At 39.2% G+C, this 14631-nt stretch carries 12 protein-coding genes; 2 read left to right on the top strand and 10 right to left on the bottom strand.

All coding sequences use genetic code 11. From position 1 onward, the window contains the following. Positions 1 to 9: 9 nt before the first annotated feature. From aroK to RB214_RS01920, 6 genes are all read right to left on the bottom strand, one after another. A complete protein-coding gene (gene aroK, locus RB214_RS01945; protein WP_004589350.1) occupies positions 10 to 528 on the bottom strand; it encodes a shikimate kinase AroK in 519 nt (172 codons plus the stop codon). A gap of 184 nt (positions 529 to 712) precedes the next feature. Next, positions 713 to 2818, bottom strand: a complete 2106-nt coding sequence (locus tag RB214_RS01940; protein WP_002958379.1) for a type IV pilus secretin PilQ — start codon at positions 2816 to 2818, stop codon at positions 713 to 715. Further along, on the bottom strand, positions 2805 to 3344 hold the full coding sequence (locus RB214_RS01935) for a pilus assembly protein PilP (protein ID WP_002958378.1): 540 nt from the start codon (positions 3342 to 3344) through the stop codon (positions 2805 to 2807). The genes RB214_RS01940 and RB214_RS01935 overlap by 14 nt, the downstream gene beginning before the upstream one ends. After that, entirely contained in the window at positions 3341 to 3946 is a 606-nt protein-coding gene (locus RB214_RS01930; protein ID WP_002958377.1) for a type 4a pilus biogenesis protein PilO, read from the bottom strand. The genes RB214_RS01935 and RB214_RS01930 overlap by 4 nt, the downstream gene beginning before the upstream one ends. After that, positions 3936 to 4508, bottom strand: a complete 573-nt coding sequence (locus RB214_RS01925) for a PilN domain-containing protein (protein WP_002958376.1) — start codon at positions 4506 to 4508, stop codon at positions 3936 to 3938. The genes RB214_RS01930 and RB214_RS01925 overlap by 11 nt, the downstream gene beginning before the upstream one ends. Further along, positions 4496 to 5575, bottom strand: coding sequence for a pilus assembly protein PilM (locus RB214_RS01920; RefSeq protein WP_024596029.1), 1080 nt, complete (start codon positions 5573 to 5575; stop codon positions 4496 to 4498). Before RB214_RS01920 ends, RB214_RS01925 begins: the two co-directional genes overlap by 13 nt. A 130-nt stretch (positions 5576 to 5705) precedes the next feature. Here RB214_RS01920 and RB214_RS01915 point away from each other — a divergent pair, with 130 nt between their 5' ends. Next, the gene (locus RB214_RS01915) at positions 5706 to 8198 is read left to right on the top strand and encodes a PBP1A family penicillin-binding protein (RefSeq protein ID WP_309168147.1); all 2493 of its coding nucleotides are present in this window, start codon (positions 5706 to 5708) and stop codon (positions 8196 to 8198) included. Positions 8199 to 8262: 64 nt separating this feature from the next. On the opposite strand, the gene metL is transcribed toward RB214_RS01915, so the two are convergent. Both metL and metB read right to left on the bottom strand, forming a co-directional pair. Then, a complete protein-coding gene (gene metL / locus RB214_RS01910) occupies positions 8263 to 10608 on the bottom strand; it encodes a bifunctional aspartate kinase/homoserine dehydrogenase II (RefSeq protein WP_309168145.1) in 2346 nt (781 codons plus the stop codon). 5 nt (positions 10609 to 10613) lie between these two features. After that, complete coding sequence (metB, locus tag RB214_RS01905; RefSeq protein ID WP_165742859.1) at positions 10614 to 11861, bottom strand: cystathionine gamma-synthase; 1248 nt, start codon at positions 11859 to 11861, stop codon at positions 10614 to 10616. 289 nt (positions 11862 to 12150) lie between these two features. On the opposite strand from metB, the gene metJ reads away from it, so the two are divergent. Beyond that, positions 12151 to 12471 (top strand): met regulon transcriptional regulator MetJ, encoded by a 321-nt coding sequence (metJ, locus tag RB214_RS01900; protein ID WP_002958371.1) that lies wholly within the window; start codon positions 12151 to 12153, stop codon positions 12469 to 12471. A gap of 64 nt (positions 12472 to 12535) precedes the next feature. Here metJ and RB214_RS01895 read toward each other — a convergent pair whose 3' ends face one another. Continuing rightward, positions 12536 to 13777, bottom strand: a complete 1242-nt coding sequence (locus tag RB214_RS01895; protein ID WP_002958370.1) for a malic enzyme-like NAD(P)-binding protein — start codon at positions 13775 to 13777, stop codon at positions 12536 to 12538. Positions 13778 to 14303: 526 nt separating this feature from the next. Beyond that, a complete protein-coding gene (gene rpmE, locus RB214_RS01890; protein WP_002958369.1) occupies positions 14304 to 14519 on the bottom strand; it encodes a 50S ribosomal protein L31 in 216 nt (71 codons plus the stop codon). Positions 14520 to 14631 lie beyond the last annotated feature (112 nt).

Here is a 14631-nt window from a genome sequence, read left to right as displayed (position 1 = left end):
TATTGGTTTTTAAAAATCTAATTTCTCGATGATTTGGTTAGCAACAACTTTAGCGCTTTGCTCATCGGTACGTACAACAAAATCGGCAACTTCTTTGTATAGGGGCTCGCGTTCTTCTGCTAAGCGCTCTAGTACGTTACGAGGTGCTTCTTCAGTTTGCAGTAATGGGCGACGCTTGTCGCGTTGCGTACGTGCAACTTGCTTTTCTATAGGTGTCTCTAGGTATACAACGATACCTCGGGCCGAAAGCTTGTTTCGAACTTCTTTGCTCATTACTGAACCACCACCGGTAGCAAGTACAATACCTTGCATCTCGGTTAAATCGCCAATAACAGACTCTTCTCGAAGTCTAAAGCCTTCTTCACCTTCAAGATCGAATACCCATGCAATATCTGCACCTGTGCGGCGTTCGATTTCTTGATCAGAATCAACAAATTCAAGGTGTAATTGGTCAGCGATGTGACGACCAATCGTGCTTTTGCCAGCCCCCATGGGGCCAACTAGAAATATATTACGTTTCTCAGCCATATCTTTTAGTACAAACAAACTCTAAAATTTGAAATAAAACCCCGCCTAACGACCTGGCCCCAAAATTAAGGAGGGGATTATCTCAGTAATTGCAGGGGTATTTCAAGTCAATTAGAATAAAAAGCCATATAACGAGCAATTAATCTAAATAATCACCCGTTGGTTAACATAAAACCACTGTATTTTAATCAATTTGTATTTTCGGTGTCACGAAAATAAGTAATTCACGCTTTTCATTAAACTCACTTGTGGTTTTAAATAGTCTTCCTACGTAAGGAATATCACCTAAAATTGGCACTTTACTCGTAGTATTAATGATTTGCTGTTGGAAAATACCACCGAGTACTACGGTTTGGCCATTCTCGACTAACACTTGTGTTTGAATTTCTTGAGTATCAATAGACACCGCTTCACCAGTACCTGTTTGTACGGTATCACCACGTGTATCTTGAGTAATAATTAAATCTAGAATTACTTTATTATCAGGTGTGATATGAGGTGTAACTTCTAAGCTCAGTACCGCTTTTTTAAAGCTTACGGTAGTAGCACCGCTTGAAGCTGACTCTGTATAAGGAATTTCAGTACCTTGCTCTATTCGCGCTTTTTGCTGATTAGCCGCTATTATACGTGGACTTGCAATAATCTCGCCTTTATTCTCTTCTTCAAGCGCACTTAGTTCTAAATCAATCAGCGTACCGTTAGCCAGTTTTGCTATGTGTAAGCCAATGCTAGCCGCAGGGTTAGTGATAGGTAAATTTACATTCAATCGGTCTGAAATACTTGGTGCATCTGAAGTAGATGTCGCATTATAAATACCTTCTGCGCCTTCAAGAGAGCCTGAAATACCAACACTACTGCCTTGGTCACTAAAGCCCCAACGTACGCCTAAGTCTTCAGTAACGTTATCGCGTACCGTTACCATCCGAGATTCTATTACAACCTGCTGCACTGGAATATCAAGCGTTTCAATCATGCGGCGAATGTTTTCTATACTCTTAACAGTATCTTTTACTAACAAAGTATTTGTACGTTGATCAACAGATACACTACCACGGGCAGTTATAATACTGTTTGTATCTGTTTTTAATAAGTCAGCAAAATTTTCGGCTTTAGCATAGTTTAATCGGATGTATTCACTATATAGAGGCTCTAAGTCTTCAACTTGCTGTTTAGCTTTTAAATCTTTGGCTTCACGTGCTGCAAGTTCTTCTGCAGGCGCTACCATTAATATAGAGCCATCCATGCGCTTATCTAGCCCTTTAATACGTAGTACTACGTCAAGCGCTTGATCCCACGGTACACCATCTAGGCGCAGCGTTATATTGCCCGTTACTGAATCACTGGTTACTAAGTTAAAGTCGTTGTAACCCGCGATAATTTGCAGTGCTGCACGCACAGAGATATCTTGAAAATTTAAGGTCATAGGACGACCTTGATACTCAACCCCACCATCTAAGTACGCATTTTGCGTTTCATCTTTTTCTATTGTCAACGTTAAAATATTATCTATTTGCTGATACGTAAACGTGAACTGAGCATTAGGTTCGATAACAACACGACTTAAACCATCTTCTTTAAAAGTCTCGATATTACTTACAACAGTTCCAAAATCTAATACATCTAATTCATAAAGTAGATCGTCTAAAATATCGGTGTGATGAAAGTCAGCATAAATTTTCCCGCCACTTTCATGGACTTCAATTGCAGCTTGAGTGTCTTGTAAAAATACAAGTACTTTTGCTTCACCCTTCTCACCACGTCTAAAATCAATTGACTGGATACGGTTAATGTAATTTCCACTTACATCACCTGAGTCCATCACTACATCTTCATTTTCAGATTCTGTAAGAGGGTTATCAGAGACACGTATCGATACTAAATTGTTATGAACTTCAGTCTCATAAATTTTTAATCTATCTAAGTTTACCGTTACCTTTAAACCACTGTTAGTTAAAACATTAGTAACACTGCTAATTCCAGCTTGATTAACTTCAACATCATTTAAACCAACTTCTAACTCTGCAGTATCAAAAAACATTTCGATTCGGGCTGGGCTATTAAACACTTGAACTTTTGGTTCAAAGGTTAACTCTTCATCAAAAACAAGCTGTAATTCAGTTTCGCCTTTAAGTAATGGATTATAACGAACATCATAAAGCAATGGCCCAGCTATGGCTGAGTTTACAGTGACTAAAGCAACAGCAGCCAGTAATGTCCGTGAAATACGATGAAGCCAAAGTACATCCTTATGCATCCTATTTTTACCTTTTTTATTATTAATTTGCGCCATCTGTTGCCGCCTCTAACATTTCTAATTTCGTCAGGCGCTCTTTCCAACAGCCAGACCCATCAGGGATTAATTCCACTAATTCTATATAGTCGTTGCTTACTCTTTTTACTTTGCCATCATAACTTCCAAGATAATTCCCTACCGTTACGCGGTGCAAAGTGTCATCTGTTGCTGTAATTAATGCCCATATTTGTCCACTAGAGCCAATTGTGCCTTTCATTGCTAAATTATCTAGCGGGTATTTCTCTAACGGTTCGCGGCGACGCTCTTGATCTGGGTGCAAACAGTTTTTTACTTGCGTTAGTTTATTTTGAATAATCTCAGGCTGAGGCGCTACAAACGGGCTACGTAGCTGACCAGCACTATACTCAAATATTTCAAACTTTGTCAGTTCAGGAATCGTCTCAACCTTTGGTGTGGTGCTTGCTTTTACCTGATCAATAAATTCTTTTTGCTCAGAAGTGTCATCATTACAACCAGCTAAAACAAACGCTATAGCTAAAGGTACTACGCGAAGGAGTTTCATTTTTTAACCCCTTCTTCATAACGATATGTTTTTGCAACAACACTGAATGTTAACTGTTTATCGCCCGATGATAAAATAGAAAAGTCATGTAAGCTTACAATTCGGGGTAACTGGGCCACTTTACCTACAAACTCACCAAACTCATGGTAGCTACCTATTACTTCGATTTTAATAGGTAGCTCGGTATAAAATTCTTTTTCAACTTCTGGCAGCCAACCTATTTTTAAAAAAGTCAGACCACTCGTTGTCCCAACATATGATAAATCATCAAGTAAACCAGGAGTTTCGTTCGAAGTGGGTAGACGCTTTAATAGCTGTGAAAACTTATCTTCCATTTCAATCATTTGTTGACGATATATTTCAAGGTTGCTCGCTACTGCATACTTAGTTCGATAAGTTGTTCGTAGTTCAACTTCTTTTGCCACGGCACTATGGTAGCTGTCAATTTCATCAGAAACTAATAGGCTATAACTAAAAAACAATACAAGGCCCGCAACAAATGTGCAGCAAATTGCTTTAACAGCAATTGGCCAATCACCAATGTTATCAAGCTCTATTTCATTCCAATCAATTTCACTCAGTGCTTTAAAATCAAGGTTCATCGCTAACCTCACCAATTTTATCAAATGGTTTTACATAAAATTCCATATTAAAATCACTAAGTAAACGCGAAGATTGATCGCCTGCAACAATGCCCTGCATTGAAGGATTCTCTAGTAAATATGAGCTTTGTACTTGGCGGAGCATTGTTGATAGGCGATTATTAGATTCACTACGTCCTAAAACATGTATTTGGCTGCCTTTGCGCTCCAGCTTTGTTAAATAAACGCCACCTGGCACTATTTTGGCAACTTCATCCATTATTTGCGTACCCAAATTACGGCTGCTTTGCAATTCTTCAATGAGCCTCATACGCTGTTGTAAATTTTCCTTTCTTTTATCTAAGCTTCGTATTTCACTTATTTTTTTATCTAGCATGCTAATTTCTGAGCTTAAATAATTATTCTTTAAATTTTGACCATCTTTTAAAGCGCTATAAAAAGAACTTAATAAATACATACTTGCAAAACAAAGTATAACGACACCAACAAGTATAGTTACAAATTTCTTTTTCGATTCTTCGCGCTGCGATTCACGCCAAGGAAGTAGATTTATATGTGGCATGTTGAAAAGCTCCTTAATGCCAACCCGGTCGCTATTGCAAACTGCGTTTTGTGACGCTGCATTATATTACGATCTACCTTTGGGGAGATTTCCATATTTACAAAAGGCTCTGCAACAACAGAGTGAATACCGAGTTCTTCAATAAGCAATCGGTCGATACCTTTTATCATCGATGTACCGCCCGTTAATACAATATAATCTATTTGCTCTTTACCACTGGTTGTTAAAAACATTTGCACAGCTCTGCGAACTTGTTGAAGTAACGAAGTTTGAAAAGGGGCTAATACTTCAAAGGTATAGTTTGGCGGTAAATCACCTGATGTTTTGCCTATTTCGGCTTCATCAAAGCCTTTATTATAATAAGCAACAATACTATTTGTATATTGATCGCCACCAAAAACTTGGTCACGGGTATAAATGGTTTCCCCAGCTTGCACAACACTCACAAGCATTAAAACTGCGCCAATATCGACCACAGCCACACACTTATTAAATGCATCGCTAGGTAATTGTTGATAGTAAACGTCCATAGCACGGCTCAATGCGTAGCTTTCTACATCTACTATTTTGGCTTCTAAATTTGCGGCTTCTAAAGCGCCCACCCGTGCTTCAACACTCTCAGTACGAGCAGCCGAAAGCAAAACATTCATTTTGCTAGGATCGGCCTCATTCGTCGAAAGCTTCTCAAAATCGAGGCTCACTTCATCAAGCGGGTAAGGGATTAAACTATCAGCTTCAATTTCAATTTGCGATTCAAGTTCAGCATCTGTTAACGATACATCCATGAAGATCACTTTTGTAATAACTGTTTGGCCAGAAACAGCCACTGCAGCAGATTTTAACGACTTCGGTAATTTTTTTCTTAATTTTGTAATAACGTTACCAATCGCTTCAATATCTTGGATTGTGCGCTCACTCATCGCACCTTTTGGCATCGGCTCAATTGCAAGTGCTTCTAGTCGAAATCCAGTTTCAATTTCACGTAAAAGCACCGCTTTGATAGAGTGCGATCCAATATCAATTCCTACCATCATCGGGGACGGTTTTTGAAATAGTTGACTTAGCATGTTTCAACTTGGCCTTTGTTTTAATAATAAACAAGTTATAATTTTTATCTGAAAAAATATTATTCATTTTTTAATCAATATATACTAGCAGTCAAAACTCGCAATTGGGAGTCCATTTAGGGAAATATAAGTGATTTTATTAAAACGAACTTTACAATTTTTTATCATTTGTGTGTTAATTGGTCTGATCACTTTGGTCAGTCTTTATTACTACGTTAAACCTGATATCCCCAGTGTGCAAGTTTTAAAAGACGTGCAATTACAAACTCCTATGCAAGTATTCACAAAAGATGGGCTTTTAATCAATCAATTTGGTGAAAAGCGTCGTATTCCAGTGACTATTGATGAAATTCCTCAAACCCTCATTAATGCATTTTTAGCGACAGAAGATAATCGATTTTACGATCATATAGGCATAGATCCTATAGGTATTGTACGTTCGGCTATTGTTCTTATATCTACCGGCGAGAAAAAACAAGGCGCAAGTACTATTACTATGCAGCTTGCTCGTAATTTCTTTTTAACTCGCGAAAAAGCATATATTCGTAAAGTTAAAGAAATATTTATAGCGCTACATATTGAAGGTGTATTAACAAAAGACGAAATTTTAGAGCTTTACCTTAATAAAATAGAATTGGGTAATCGCGCTTTTGGTATTGGTGCTGCAGCACAAGTTTATTACGGTAAGGAGTTAAAAAATTTAACACTTGCACAAATGGCGATGATTGCAGGTTTACCGAAGGCCCCTTCAGCTTTAAACCCAATTCGTAACCCAACGCGTGCAAAAGCACGCCGAAATGTTGTTTTAGGGCGTTTATTAACTGAAAATTATATTACTCAAGAAGAATATAACGAAGCAACGAGCCAACCTATCACCGCTTATTTTCATGGTGCTGAAATAAATTTATACGCCCCGTATATTTCTGAAATGGTGCGCGCTGAAATGGTCTCGCGTTATGGAATAGATAAAGCTTACAACTCAGGTTTTAAAATTTTCACCTCGGTAGAGTCTAAAGTTCAAAAAGCAGCGCAAAACGCACTTGTAAACAACTTACATAATTACGATATGCGCCATGGTTTTAGAGGACCAACAGATGTTTTATGGGATCCTGAAACACAACCTGCTTTAACTGAGCAACAAATACTCAATAAATTACAAAGCGTAAATGAGTTGGGTACTTTGAAAGCAGCAGCCGTGCTTAGTGTTAATGATAAAACAGCGTCGGTATTACTTAAAAGTGGCGAGCGCACAACTCTTACTTGGGATAACTTAAAATGGGCGCGTAAATATATTACTCGTTACCGCCAAAGTTTTGCTCCAAAAGCAGCTACAGATATTTTAACGCCAGGAATGCAAATATGGGTGCGTAAAAATGAAGATGACAGCTACTTACTAAGCCAAATACCAGAAGCATCAAGTGCTATTGTGTCACTCGACCCACAAGATGGCAGAATTAAAGCTATTGTAGGTGGTTACAGCTTTGAGCAAAGTCAATATAACCGAGCGGCACAAGCAAAGCGTCAAGTAGGTTCTAATATAAAACCTTTTATATATTCAGCAGCACTTGAAAAAGGTTACACGCTTGCGTCTATATTAAACGATGCTCCTATAAACCAATGGGATAAAAGCCAAGGCGTAGCATGGCGCCCTAAAAACAGCCCTGCTGTATATAATGGTCCGATAAGAATTCGCCGTGCTTTAGCACAATCTAAAAACGTTATTTCGGTGCGCTTACTACGCGGCGTTGGATTACAACGTACAGCTGATCATTTATTAAAGTTTGGCTTTAAAGATTCAGACATTAATCGCAGTGAATCACTAGCACTGGGTAGTGCTTCCATTACACCACTTGAACTTGCTCGTGGCATGAGTGCATTTGCCAATGGTGGCCACTTAATTGAACCTTACTTTATTTCAGAAGTTCAAGATGCTTACGGTAATGTATTGTTTAAAGCAAACCCTGCCCTAGCCTGTGATGAAGAGCCTTTACCAACACGCAATGAATTCTCACTTCATAATAGTAGTGATGAAGTGGAACCAACAAAAAAATGTGCACCGAGAATTATTTCTAAGCAGAATGCATTTTTAATTGCTGATGCAATGCACAGTGGTATTTGGGGCGGCGGTAGTTGGGCCCATAAAACGGGTTGGAGTGGCACAGGTTGGCGCGCACAAGCTTTAGAACGTCGTGATCTTTCGGGTAAAACAGGCACAACTAACGATTCTGTAGACACCTGGTTTAGTGGTTTTAACAGTAAAGTAATGACTTCTGTGTGGGTGGGCTTTGATAACCCAGGTAACGCTCTTGGCCGTTCTACGTACAATAACAACTTAGATAGCAGCCAAATATCTGGTGCTGAATCGGGGGCTAAAACAGCGCAGCCTGCATGGATTGAATTTATGAAAGCCGCACTTGAGGGAACACCTGAAGCGCCAATTGAACCACCTGAGGGGCTTGTTTCGATTCGTATTGATTTAGCCACTGGTTTGCTAAGCCACAAAAATGACTACACCAGCCGCTTTGAATACTTCGAAAAAGGCACTGCACCGACAAAGTATGTGCTATCTCAGCCAAACGATATATTTGAAGAAGACACAAAAACCGAAGAAGAGCTATTTTAATAATATCTCTGTAATACAAAAAACGGCAGCTTATTTAAGCTGCCGTTTTAATTTAAATAATCGCTTATTTTAAGTTTTGAACAAGCCAATATAAGTCAGAGTGTACACCCGCAGCGGTTACTTCTTTCCCAGCCCCTGGCCCCTGAATCACAAGCGCGTTATCACTATACCATTTACTATTAATTACAAAAATATTATCGCCAGGTGTAAGGTTTGCTAACGCATCCCCATTGGGGACATACGTAATTCCTACTTTAGCGATAACTTCAGTTTTTGTTATATCTAATAGGCCTGTGTATCTCAGTACTGAGTTATTAGCTTTTGCTGTATCAGCATGCTCTTCAATGAACGCATCTAGCTGGGCTTTATTGTTTAGAAAGTCTTCCCAGCTTCCTAGCGCAAGCTCGCCGGGCATTAATGCCGATAAGCTAATATCATCAAGCTCAAGCTCTATACCTAACTCTCGGGCTAAAATAAGTAACTTACGCTGCATATCTCGTCCAGATAAATCCTCGCGAGGGTCAGGCTCTGTGAACCCCATTTTCTGTGCTTCTAATACCAACTCAGAAAAAGCAGTGGTACCATCATACTTACTACATAACCACGAAAGTGTACCCGAGAACACGCCTTCAATACGCGTAATTTTATCACCACTATTTTGCAAATCAGCCAAAGCAAAATTGATAGGTAAGCCTGCGCCTACACTTGTATTATATCGCCAATGTAAATTACGTTCGCCAAGGTTACTACGAAGTGCTTTATACCATGAAGTAGGTGCTGTACCTGCATATTTGTTAGCACTAATTAAATGACAATCTCTGTCTACAAAATCTGTATATAAAAAGCTAAACTGCTCACTTGCAGTAATATCAATTAACACTTTATGTTCGTAGTTAAGCTCGCTTATCGCATTAAGTAAATCCGCAGCTTCATAGCTATTCGCCTCATGCTGCCATTGAGTTTTCCATTGCGGTATATTTATGCCACTTGCATTAAATAACATATGTTTAGAGCGAACCAGCGCTACCAATTTAATACTAAAGTCGTCTGATAAACGCTCAAATTGTGCCGATAACTGCTCAATAAAAGCATCGCCTACATTGCCAAGGCCCGCAACTATAACGGCTATTTCTTGGCCTTTATTGATTAGCTTATCGTGTAAGGCGCTTTGTATATCGCTATCTATAAATTGGTCTGTTAGTAATAAAACATAACCATTATCTTGATGCACAAAACGCGGCTTTATAGTCTGCTCAGCTAATACCTCTAAAGCTTGCAGTTTTAGTACGCTAACGTCTTGCTCAGGGGCAACAATTGCACAGCCATTTAAATTTGACTCACTAATATTAGCTCTACCAGCAAAGTAATTAATAACTTGATATGTTTGTGCAGCCGGTACTACTAAATACACTTCACCATTATGGTTAAAATGATGAAGGCTATGCTGAATAAGCTGACTAACGCTTGCGACCTCACCTTCACTTAATCCTTCAACCATTAACAGATCAACATTTTGCAGCGTGGTTATAAAGCGCTTTTTCTTTGCTGAACCTTCTTTTACTATATCTGTTGGGCTTGCTTGCACATCAAAACTACTACGAACAGCTAGCTTAATATCGCTGTTTTTAAGTGGCGATAGTGTTTTTGCATGTAATACAGGGTTACCCAAACGAGCTAATAAATTAGCTTGCCCGCGACAAATTTTGCCGTATTTAATCGCTTTTTTAACCTTACGAGGATCAGTGCTAAACACTCCCTGTGTATCGGTCCAAATACATACTTGCTTAGCATTACAGTAATTTGCAAGTAGTGTTGCACTATAATCGCTACCGTTGCGTCCAAGTGTTACGGTCTCACCTTTCGTATCGGCGGCAATAAACCCAGTAACAACATTTATCTTATTAGGTAAAATTGACTGTCGACATTGCTGCGCATTTTGCGCATGCATTAATTCACCATCGTTTAAGGTAAAAAGACTACGGGCATCTTGAGCACACGCCTCAATATTTAACTGCTGTAAATAAGTAGCGAGTAAACGTGCTGACCACAGTTCCCCATGCGCAAGTAACGCAGCCTCTTTTAGCTGCTCAGCTTGAGCAAGTTCTGCAATATTACTAAGCTCGGTATTTAGTGTTTTAAGTGCGCAGCGCTTTAAATCAGCTTGTAATAACTGCTCAATTAAATCGCTTTGATGGTTATTTAACTGCAGTAAAATATCAGCGACAGCTTGCGTGTCTTGCAGCTGATAACTTTGCCACAACGACACAAGTGTATCTGTAGTCTTACCTGCAGCAGATACCACAACACAGTCACCCGGCTGAGTATGCCCAATAATTATTTTAGCTACGCTTTGATAGCGCTCACTAGAGCTTAAGCTTGAACCACCAAATTTATGTACACAATTGACCATATTAATCACCAAAGCGCTGGACGGGCTGCACTTAATTTAACGTTTCCACCAGAAGTGCCAGCACCTTTGCCTACACGGCCAACATTTTTATTTTTCCCTGGTTTTACAAGTTCAAATACTCGTTCAAAGTCAGCTATTAAATCGTGTATATCTTCAATCCCAACCGAAATACGAATAAGCGTATCGCCCACACCCGCTTCTAAACGTGCCTTTGCCTCCATACCTGCGTGCGTCATAGTTGCAGGGTGACAAATTAAACTCTCTACGCCACCTAGTGACTCAGCTAAACTAAACGTTTTAAGGCTAGTTAAAAATGCTGCGGCGTCGTTTATATCGCCTTTAATATCAAAACTAACCATGCCACCAAAGCCAAGTTGTTGTGCTTTAGCAAGCTCATGTTGAGGATGTGACTCAAGTCCTGGATAGTAAACTTGGCTTACAAAATTGGAGCTTTCAAGGTACTTAGCTATTGCTAGCGCATTTTCTTGGTGCTGCCTTAAGCGCACATTTAAAGTACGTAGACCACGAAGCGTTAAATAACTATCAAAAGGGGCGCCCGTAATACCAATATTATTTGCCCACCAAGCAAGCTCATCACCAAGCTCTTGTGTTGCAGCAATAACAGCGCCGCCCACTACATCTGAGTGCCCGTTAATATATTTAGTAGTTGAATGCACCACAATATCTACACCAAACTTAATAGGGTTTTGTAAGGCAGGAGACAAAAACGTGTTATCTGCGGCAACCAATGCACCGCATTGCTTAGCAACATCGGTAACCGCTTTAATATCGGTTAAACGAAGTACTGGGTTACTTGGAGTCTCTATCCAAATAAGCTTAGGTTTAATTGCTAAAATTTGTTGAAGGCTTTCTTCTTTTGTTAAATCTAATACTTCAAGCTTCAATAGTCCGCGTTTTTGTAACGATGTAAATAAACGATAGCTACCACCATAACAATCATGTGGAATTACTAACGTGTCGTCACTGTTAAGTAGCTGAGTAGCTAAATGCACGGCAGCCATACCAGTGGCCGTAATTATGCCACGAGCGCCACCTTCAAGCTTAGCAAGCGTCTCTGCTAAAATATCACGATTAGGGTTACCACTGCGGCCATAATCATACTCACGCTTAGTATCAAAGTCGGCAAACGAATAAGTCGTTGATAAATAAATTGGCGGCACCACTGCACCATGATGTTTATCAGCATCAACGCCGTTACGTACAGCAATGGTCGCTTTGTTTTTTTCGCTCATATTCGTCACCTGATTAATTTGGATGTTTAGACGTCTAAAAGAGTAAGTTATCCGTTTTAATAAGTCAAAGGATTTTAAAGCTCTAGATGGCTAAAGTTAGGGAAGGCGTTTGCTAGTATCATATTTTAGCTCACAAAAGTGAGCTTATTTTTACATCCCAAATAGGCTTATTAAGATAGATCGGTATCTATTATTTGACTATCTTTTTTAAATCGATAGAATTTCACGCATATTTACACGCTTTTTATACCGTGTGAGAAATTAATAATCTGAGGCAACGATACATCTTATGGCTAAATGGAATGGTGAGTATATTCACCCATACGCAGAACACGGGAAAAAATCAGAGCAAGTTAAAAAGATCACCGTTTCGATCCCGCTAAATGTATTAAAAGTTTTAACGGATGAGCGTACGCGTCGTCAAATCAACAACCTTCGCCATGCAACAAATAGTGAATTGCTATGTGAGGCGTTTTTGCATGCCTTTACTGGTCAACCTTTACCAAATGACGATGACCTACGTAAAGACAACGCAGAAAAAGTACCAGAAGAAGTTAAAAAGATAATGCAAGAAATGGGTTTAGAAGTGCCTATTTTAAACGAAGAATAAATCGTTACCTTTTTAATCAAAAAACCTCAGCATTGCTGAGGTTTTTTTGTTTAAGCGTTATATATTACGCCATATAATTTTCAGGCAAGTCAATTTGCGCAACACCCGACTCAACCGCAGCAAGTGCTACAGCTTTAGCTATACGCGGTAGTAAACGCGGATCCATTGGTTTTGGAATAATGTACTGCGCACCAAACTCTAGCTTATCTACGCCTGCGGCTTTTAAAACTTCTGCAGGTACAGGCTCTTTGGCAATACTACGAATAGCCTCAACTGCAGCAATTTTCATTTCATCGTTAATCGCGCTTGCACGTACATCAAGTGCACCACGGAAAATAAACGGAAAACATAAAACATTGTTAACCTGGTTAGGGTAATCAGAGCGCCCTGTTGCCATAATTAAATCGTTGCGTGCGCCGTGAGCAAGTGCAGGATCGATCTCTGGATCTGGGTTTGAACATGCAAACACGACCGGCTTTTCTGCCATTAGTTTTAAATCTTCGGCAGCTAACAAATTAGGACCCGAAACACCAACAAACACATCAGCATCTGCAATTACATCTTGCAATGTGCGTTTATCGGTATTGTTAGCAAAAAGCTGTTTATATTCATTTAAATCATCGCGACGAGTATGAATAACACCTTTACGGTCAAGCATATAAATGTGTTCACGCAGTGCACCACACTTAATTAACAGTTCCATACACGCAACTGCAGCAGCGCCTGCACCTAAACATACAATTATTGCATCTTCAATTGATTTACCTTGTACTTCTAGCGCATTTAACATGCCGGCAGCCGTAACAATGGCGGTGCCGTGTTGGTCGTCATGAAAAACAGGAATGCTACAACGCTCTATTAATGCTTTTTCAATTTCAAAACACTCTGGTGCTTTAATATCTTCAAGGTTAATACCACCGAATGTGTCAGCAATATTGGCAACCGTGTTAATAAAGTCTTCTGTTGTTTTGTGCTTTACTTCAATATCAATAGAATCAAGCCCTGCAAAACGTTTAAACAATAACGCCTTGCCTTCCATTACTGGTTTAGACGCTAAAGGACCTAAATTACCCAAGCCCAAAATTGCAGTACCATTAGTGATAACCGCAACCATGTTACCCTTACCGGTATATTTATATGCATTTGCAGGATCTGCGGCAATTTCACGTACAGGCTCAGCGACACCTGGGCTATAAGCTAGGGCTAAGTCTTGAACTGTTTCAGCTGGTTTTGTTAGCTCAATGCTAATTTTACCAGGTACGGGATGTGAGTGATAATGTAGTGCTTGTTCACGAAAGTCAGACATAACGCGATGGTATCCTGCAATTTAAGTTAAAGTGAGAGGTGGAGTCTTGGGGTACGATACCCTTATTATTTTTAAATTCCAAGCAATATCAGGTCTATCCTGTTATATGCTATATCCTTTAATTTTAAGAGGTTTTTCAGTAACTTTGCAGGATTATATAAACATTTGATAAATAAAAATTCACCAAAAAAGTAAGTTTTGAGGTGCGTTTATGTCTATTAAAATATTAAAAAAATGTATGTTTAACGTATCATCATAAACTTAAAATAACAGCCTACTACACTACTTTAAAAACAGATAAGCCCACGTTAGCTACTTTTATCAACCTAGTTAAAATTTGTACTATTTAAAATATAGAGAATATCTATCAATTTGTCTGCAAAGGTTTATGCATACTCAGAATAAGAATAGGAAATAGTTATGCAAGGTGTGATGTAGCTCGAGCAAGCTAAATAAGATAAGAAGTGGTAAATTTTAGACATAAAAAAAGCACCCTAAGGTGCTTTTTTTAACTAAACAGCAATAATTACTTCTTGCTGCTAAGTGCACCGAAGCGCTTGTTGAAGCGATCAACACGGCCGCCAGTGTCTAAAATCTTTTGCTTACCAGTGTAAAACGGGTGACACGCAGAACATACGTCTAAGTGAATGTCTTTACAAAGAGTTGAGCTAGTTTCGAATTTGTTTCCGCATGAACATGTTGCAGAAATTACTTCGTACTTAGGGTGAATACCTTCTTTCATAGGAACCTCTAGTTAAGGCCGCATCGCTCTCCAAACCCGAAGTCTGGCACCATACGTCGTTAAAACAAATTTGTTGGTGGCGGATTTTATCCAACAACCTTCCCCTGCACAA

The organism is Pseudoalteromonas sp. HL-AS1, from assembly GCF_031198785.1.
In the GTDB taxonomy this organism is placed as follows: Bacteria; Pseudomonadota; Gammaproteobacteria; order Enterobacterales; family Alteromonadaceae; genus Pseudoalteromonas; species Pseudoalteromonas distincta.
Note: the sequence above shows the minus strand (reverse complement) of the source record. Positions and strands in the feature narration are given on the sequence as shown.

Bases quoted from the DNA above. Each gene is read 5' to 3' on its own strand.
- aroK (WP_004589350.1), bottom strand. From the start codon at position 528: ATGGCTGAGAAACGTAATATATTTCTAGTTGGCCCCATGGGGGCTGGC.
- RB214_RS01895 (WP_002958370.1), bottom strand. From the start codon at position 13,777: ATGTCTGACTTTCGTGAACAAGCACTACATTATCACTCACATCCCGTA.
- RB214_RS01935 (WP_002958378.1), bottom strand. From the start codon at position 3,344: ATGAAACTCCTTCGCGTAGTACCTTTAGCTATAGCGTTTGTTTTAGCT.
- RB214_RS01940 (WP_002958379.1), bottom strand. From the start codon at position 2,818: ATGGCGCAAATTAATAATAAAAAAGGTAAAAATAGGATGCATAAGGAT.
- metB (WP_165742859.1), bottom strand. From the start codon at position 11,861: ATGAGCGAAAAAAACAAAGCGACCATTGCTGTACGTAACGGCGTTGAT.
- metJ (WP_002958371.1), top strand. From the start codon at position 12,151: ATGGCTAAATGGAATGGTGAGTATATTCACCCATACGCAGAACACGGG.
- rpmE (WP_002958369.1), bottom strand. From the start codon at position 14,519: ATGAAAGAAGGTATTCACCCTAAGTACGAAGTAATTTCTGCAACATGT.
- RB214_RS01925 (WP_002958376.1), bottom strand. From the start codon at position 4,508: ATGCCACATATAAATCTACTTCCTTGGCGTGAATCGCAGCGCGAAGAA.
- RB214_RS01920 (WP_024596029.1), bottom strand. From the start codon at position 5,575: ATGCTAAGTCAACTATTTCAAAAACCGTCCCCGATGATGGTAGGAATT.
- RB214_RS01930 (WP_002958377.1), bottom strand. From the start codon at position 3,946: ATGAACCTTGATTTTAAAGCACTGAGTGAAATTGATTGGAATGAAATA.
- metL (WP_309168145.1), bottom strand. From the start codon at position 10,608: ATGGTCAATTGTGTACATAAATTTGGTGGTTCAAGCTTAAGCTCTAGT.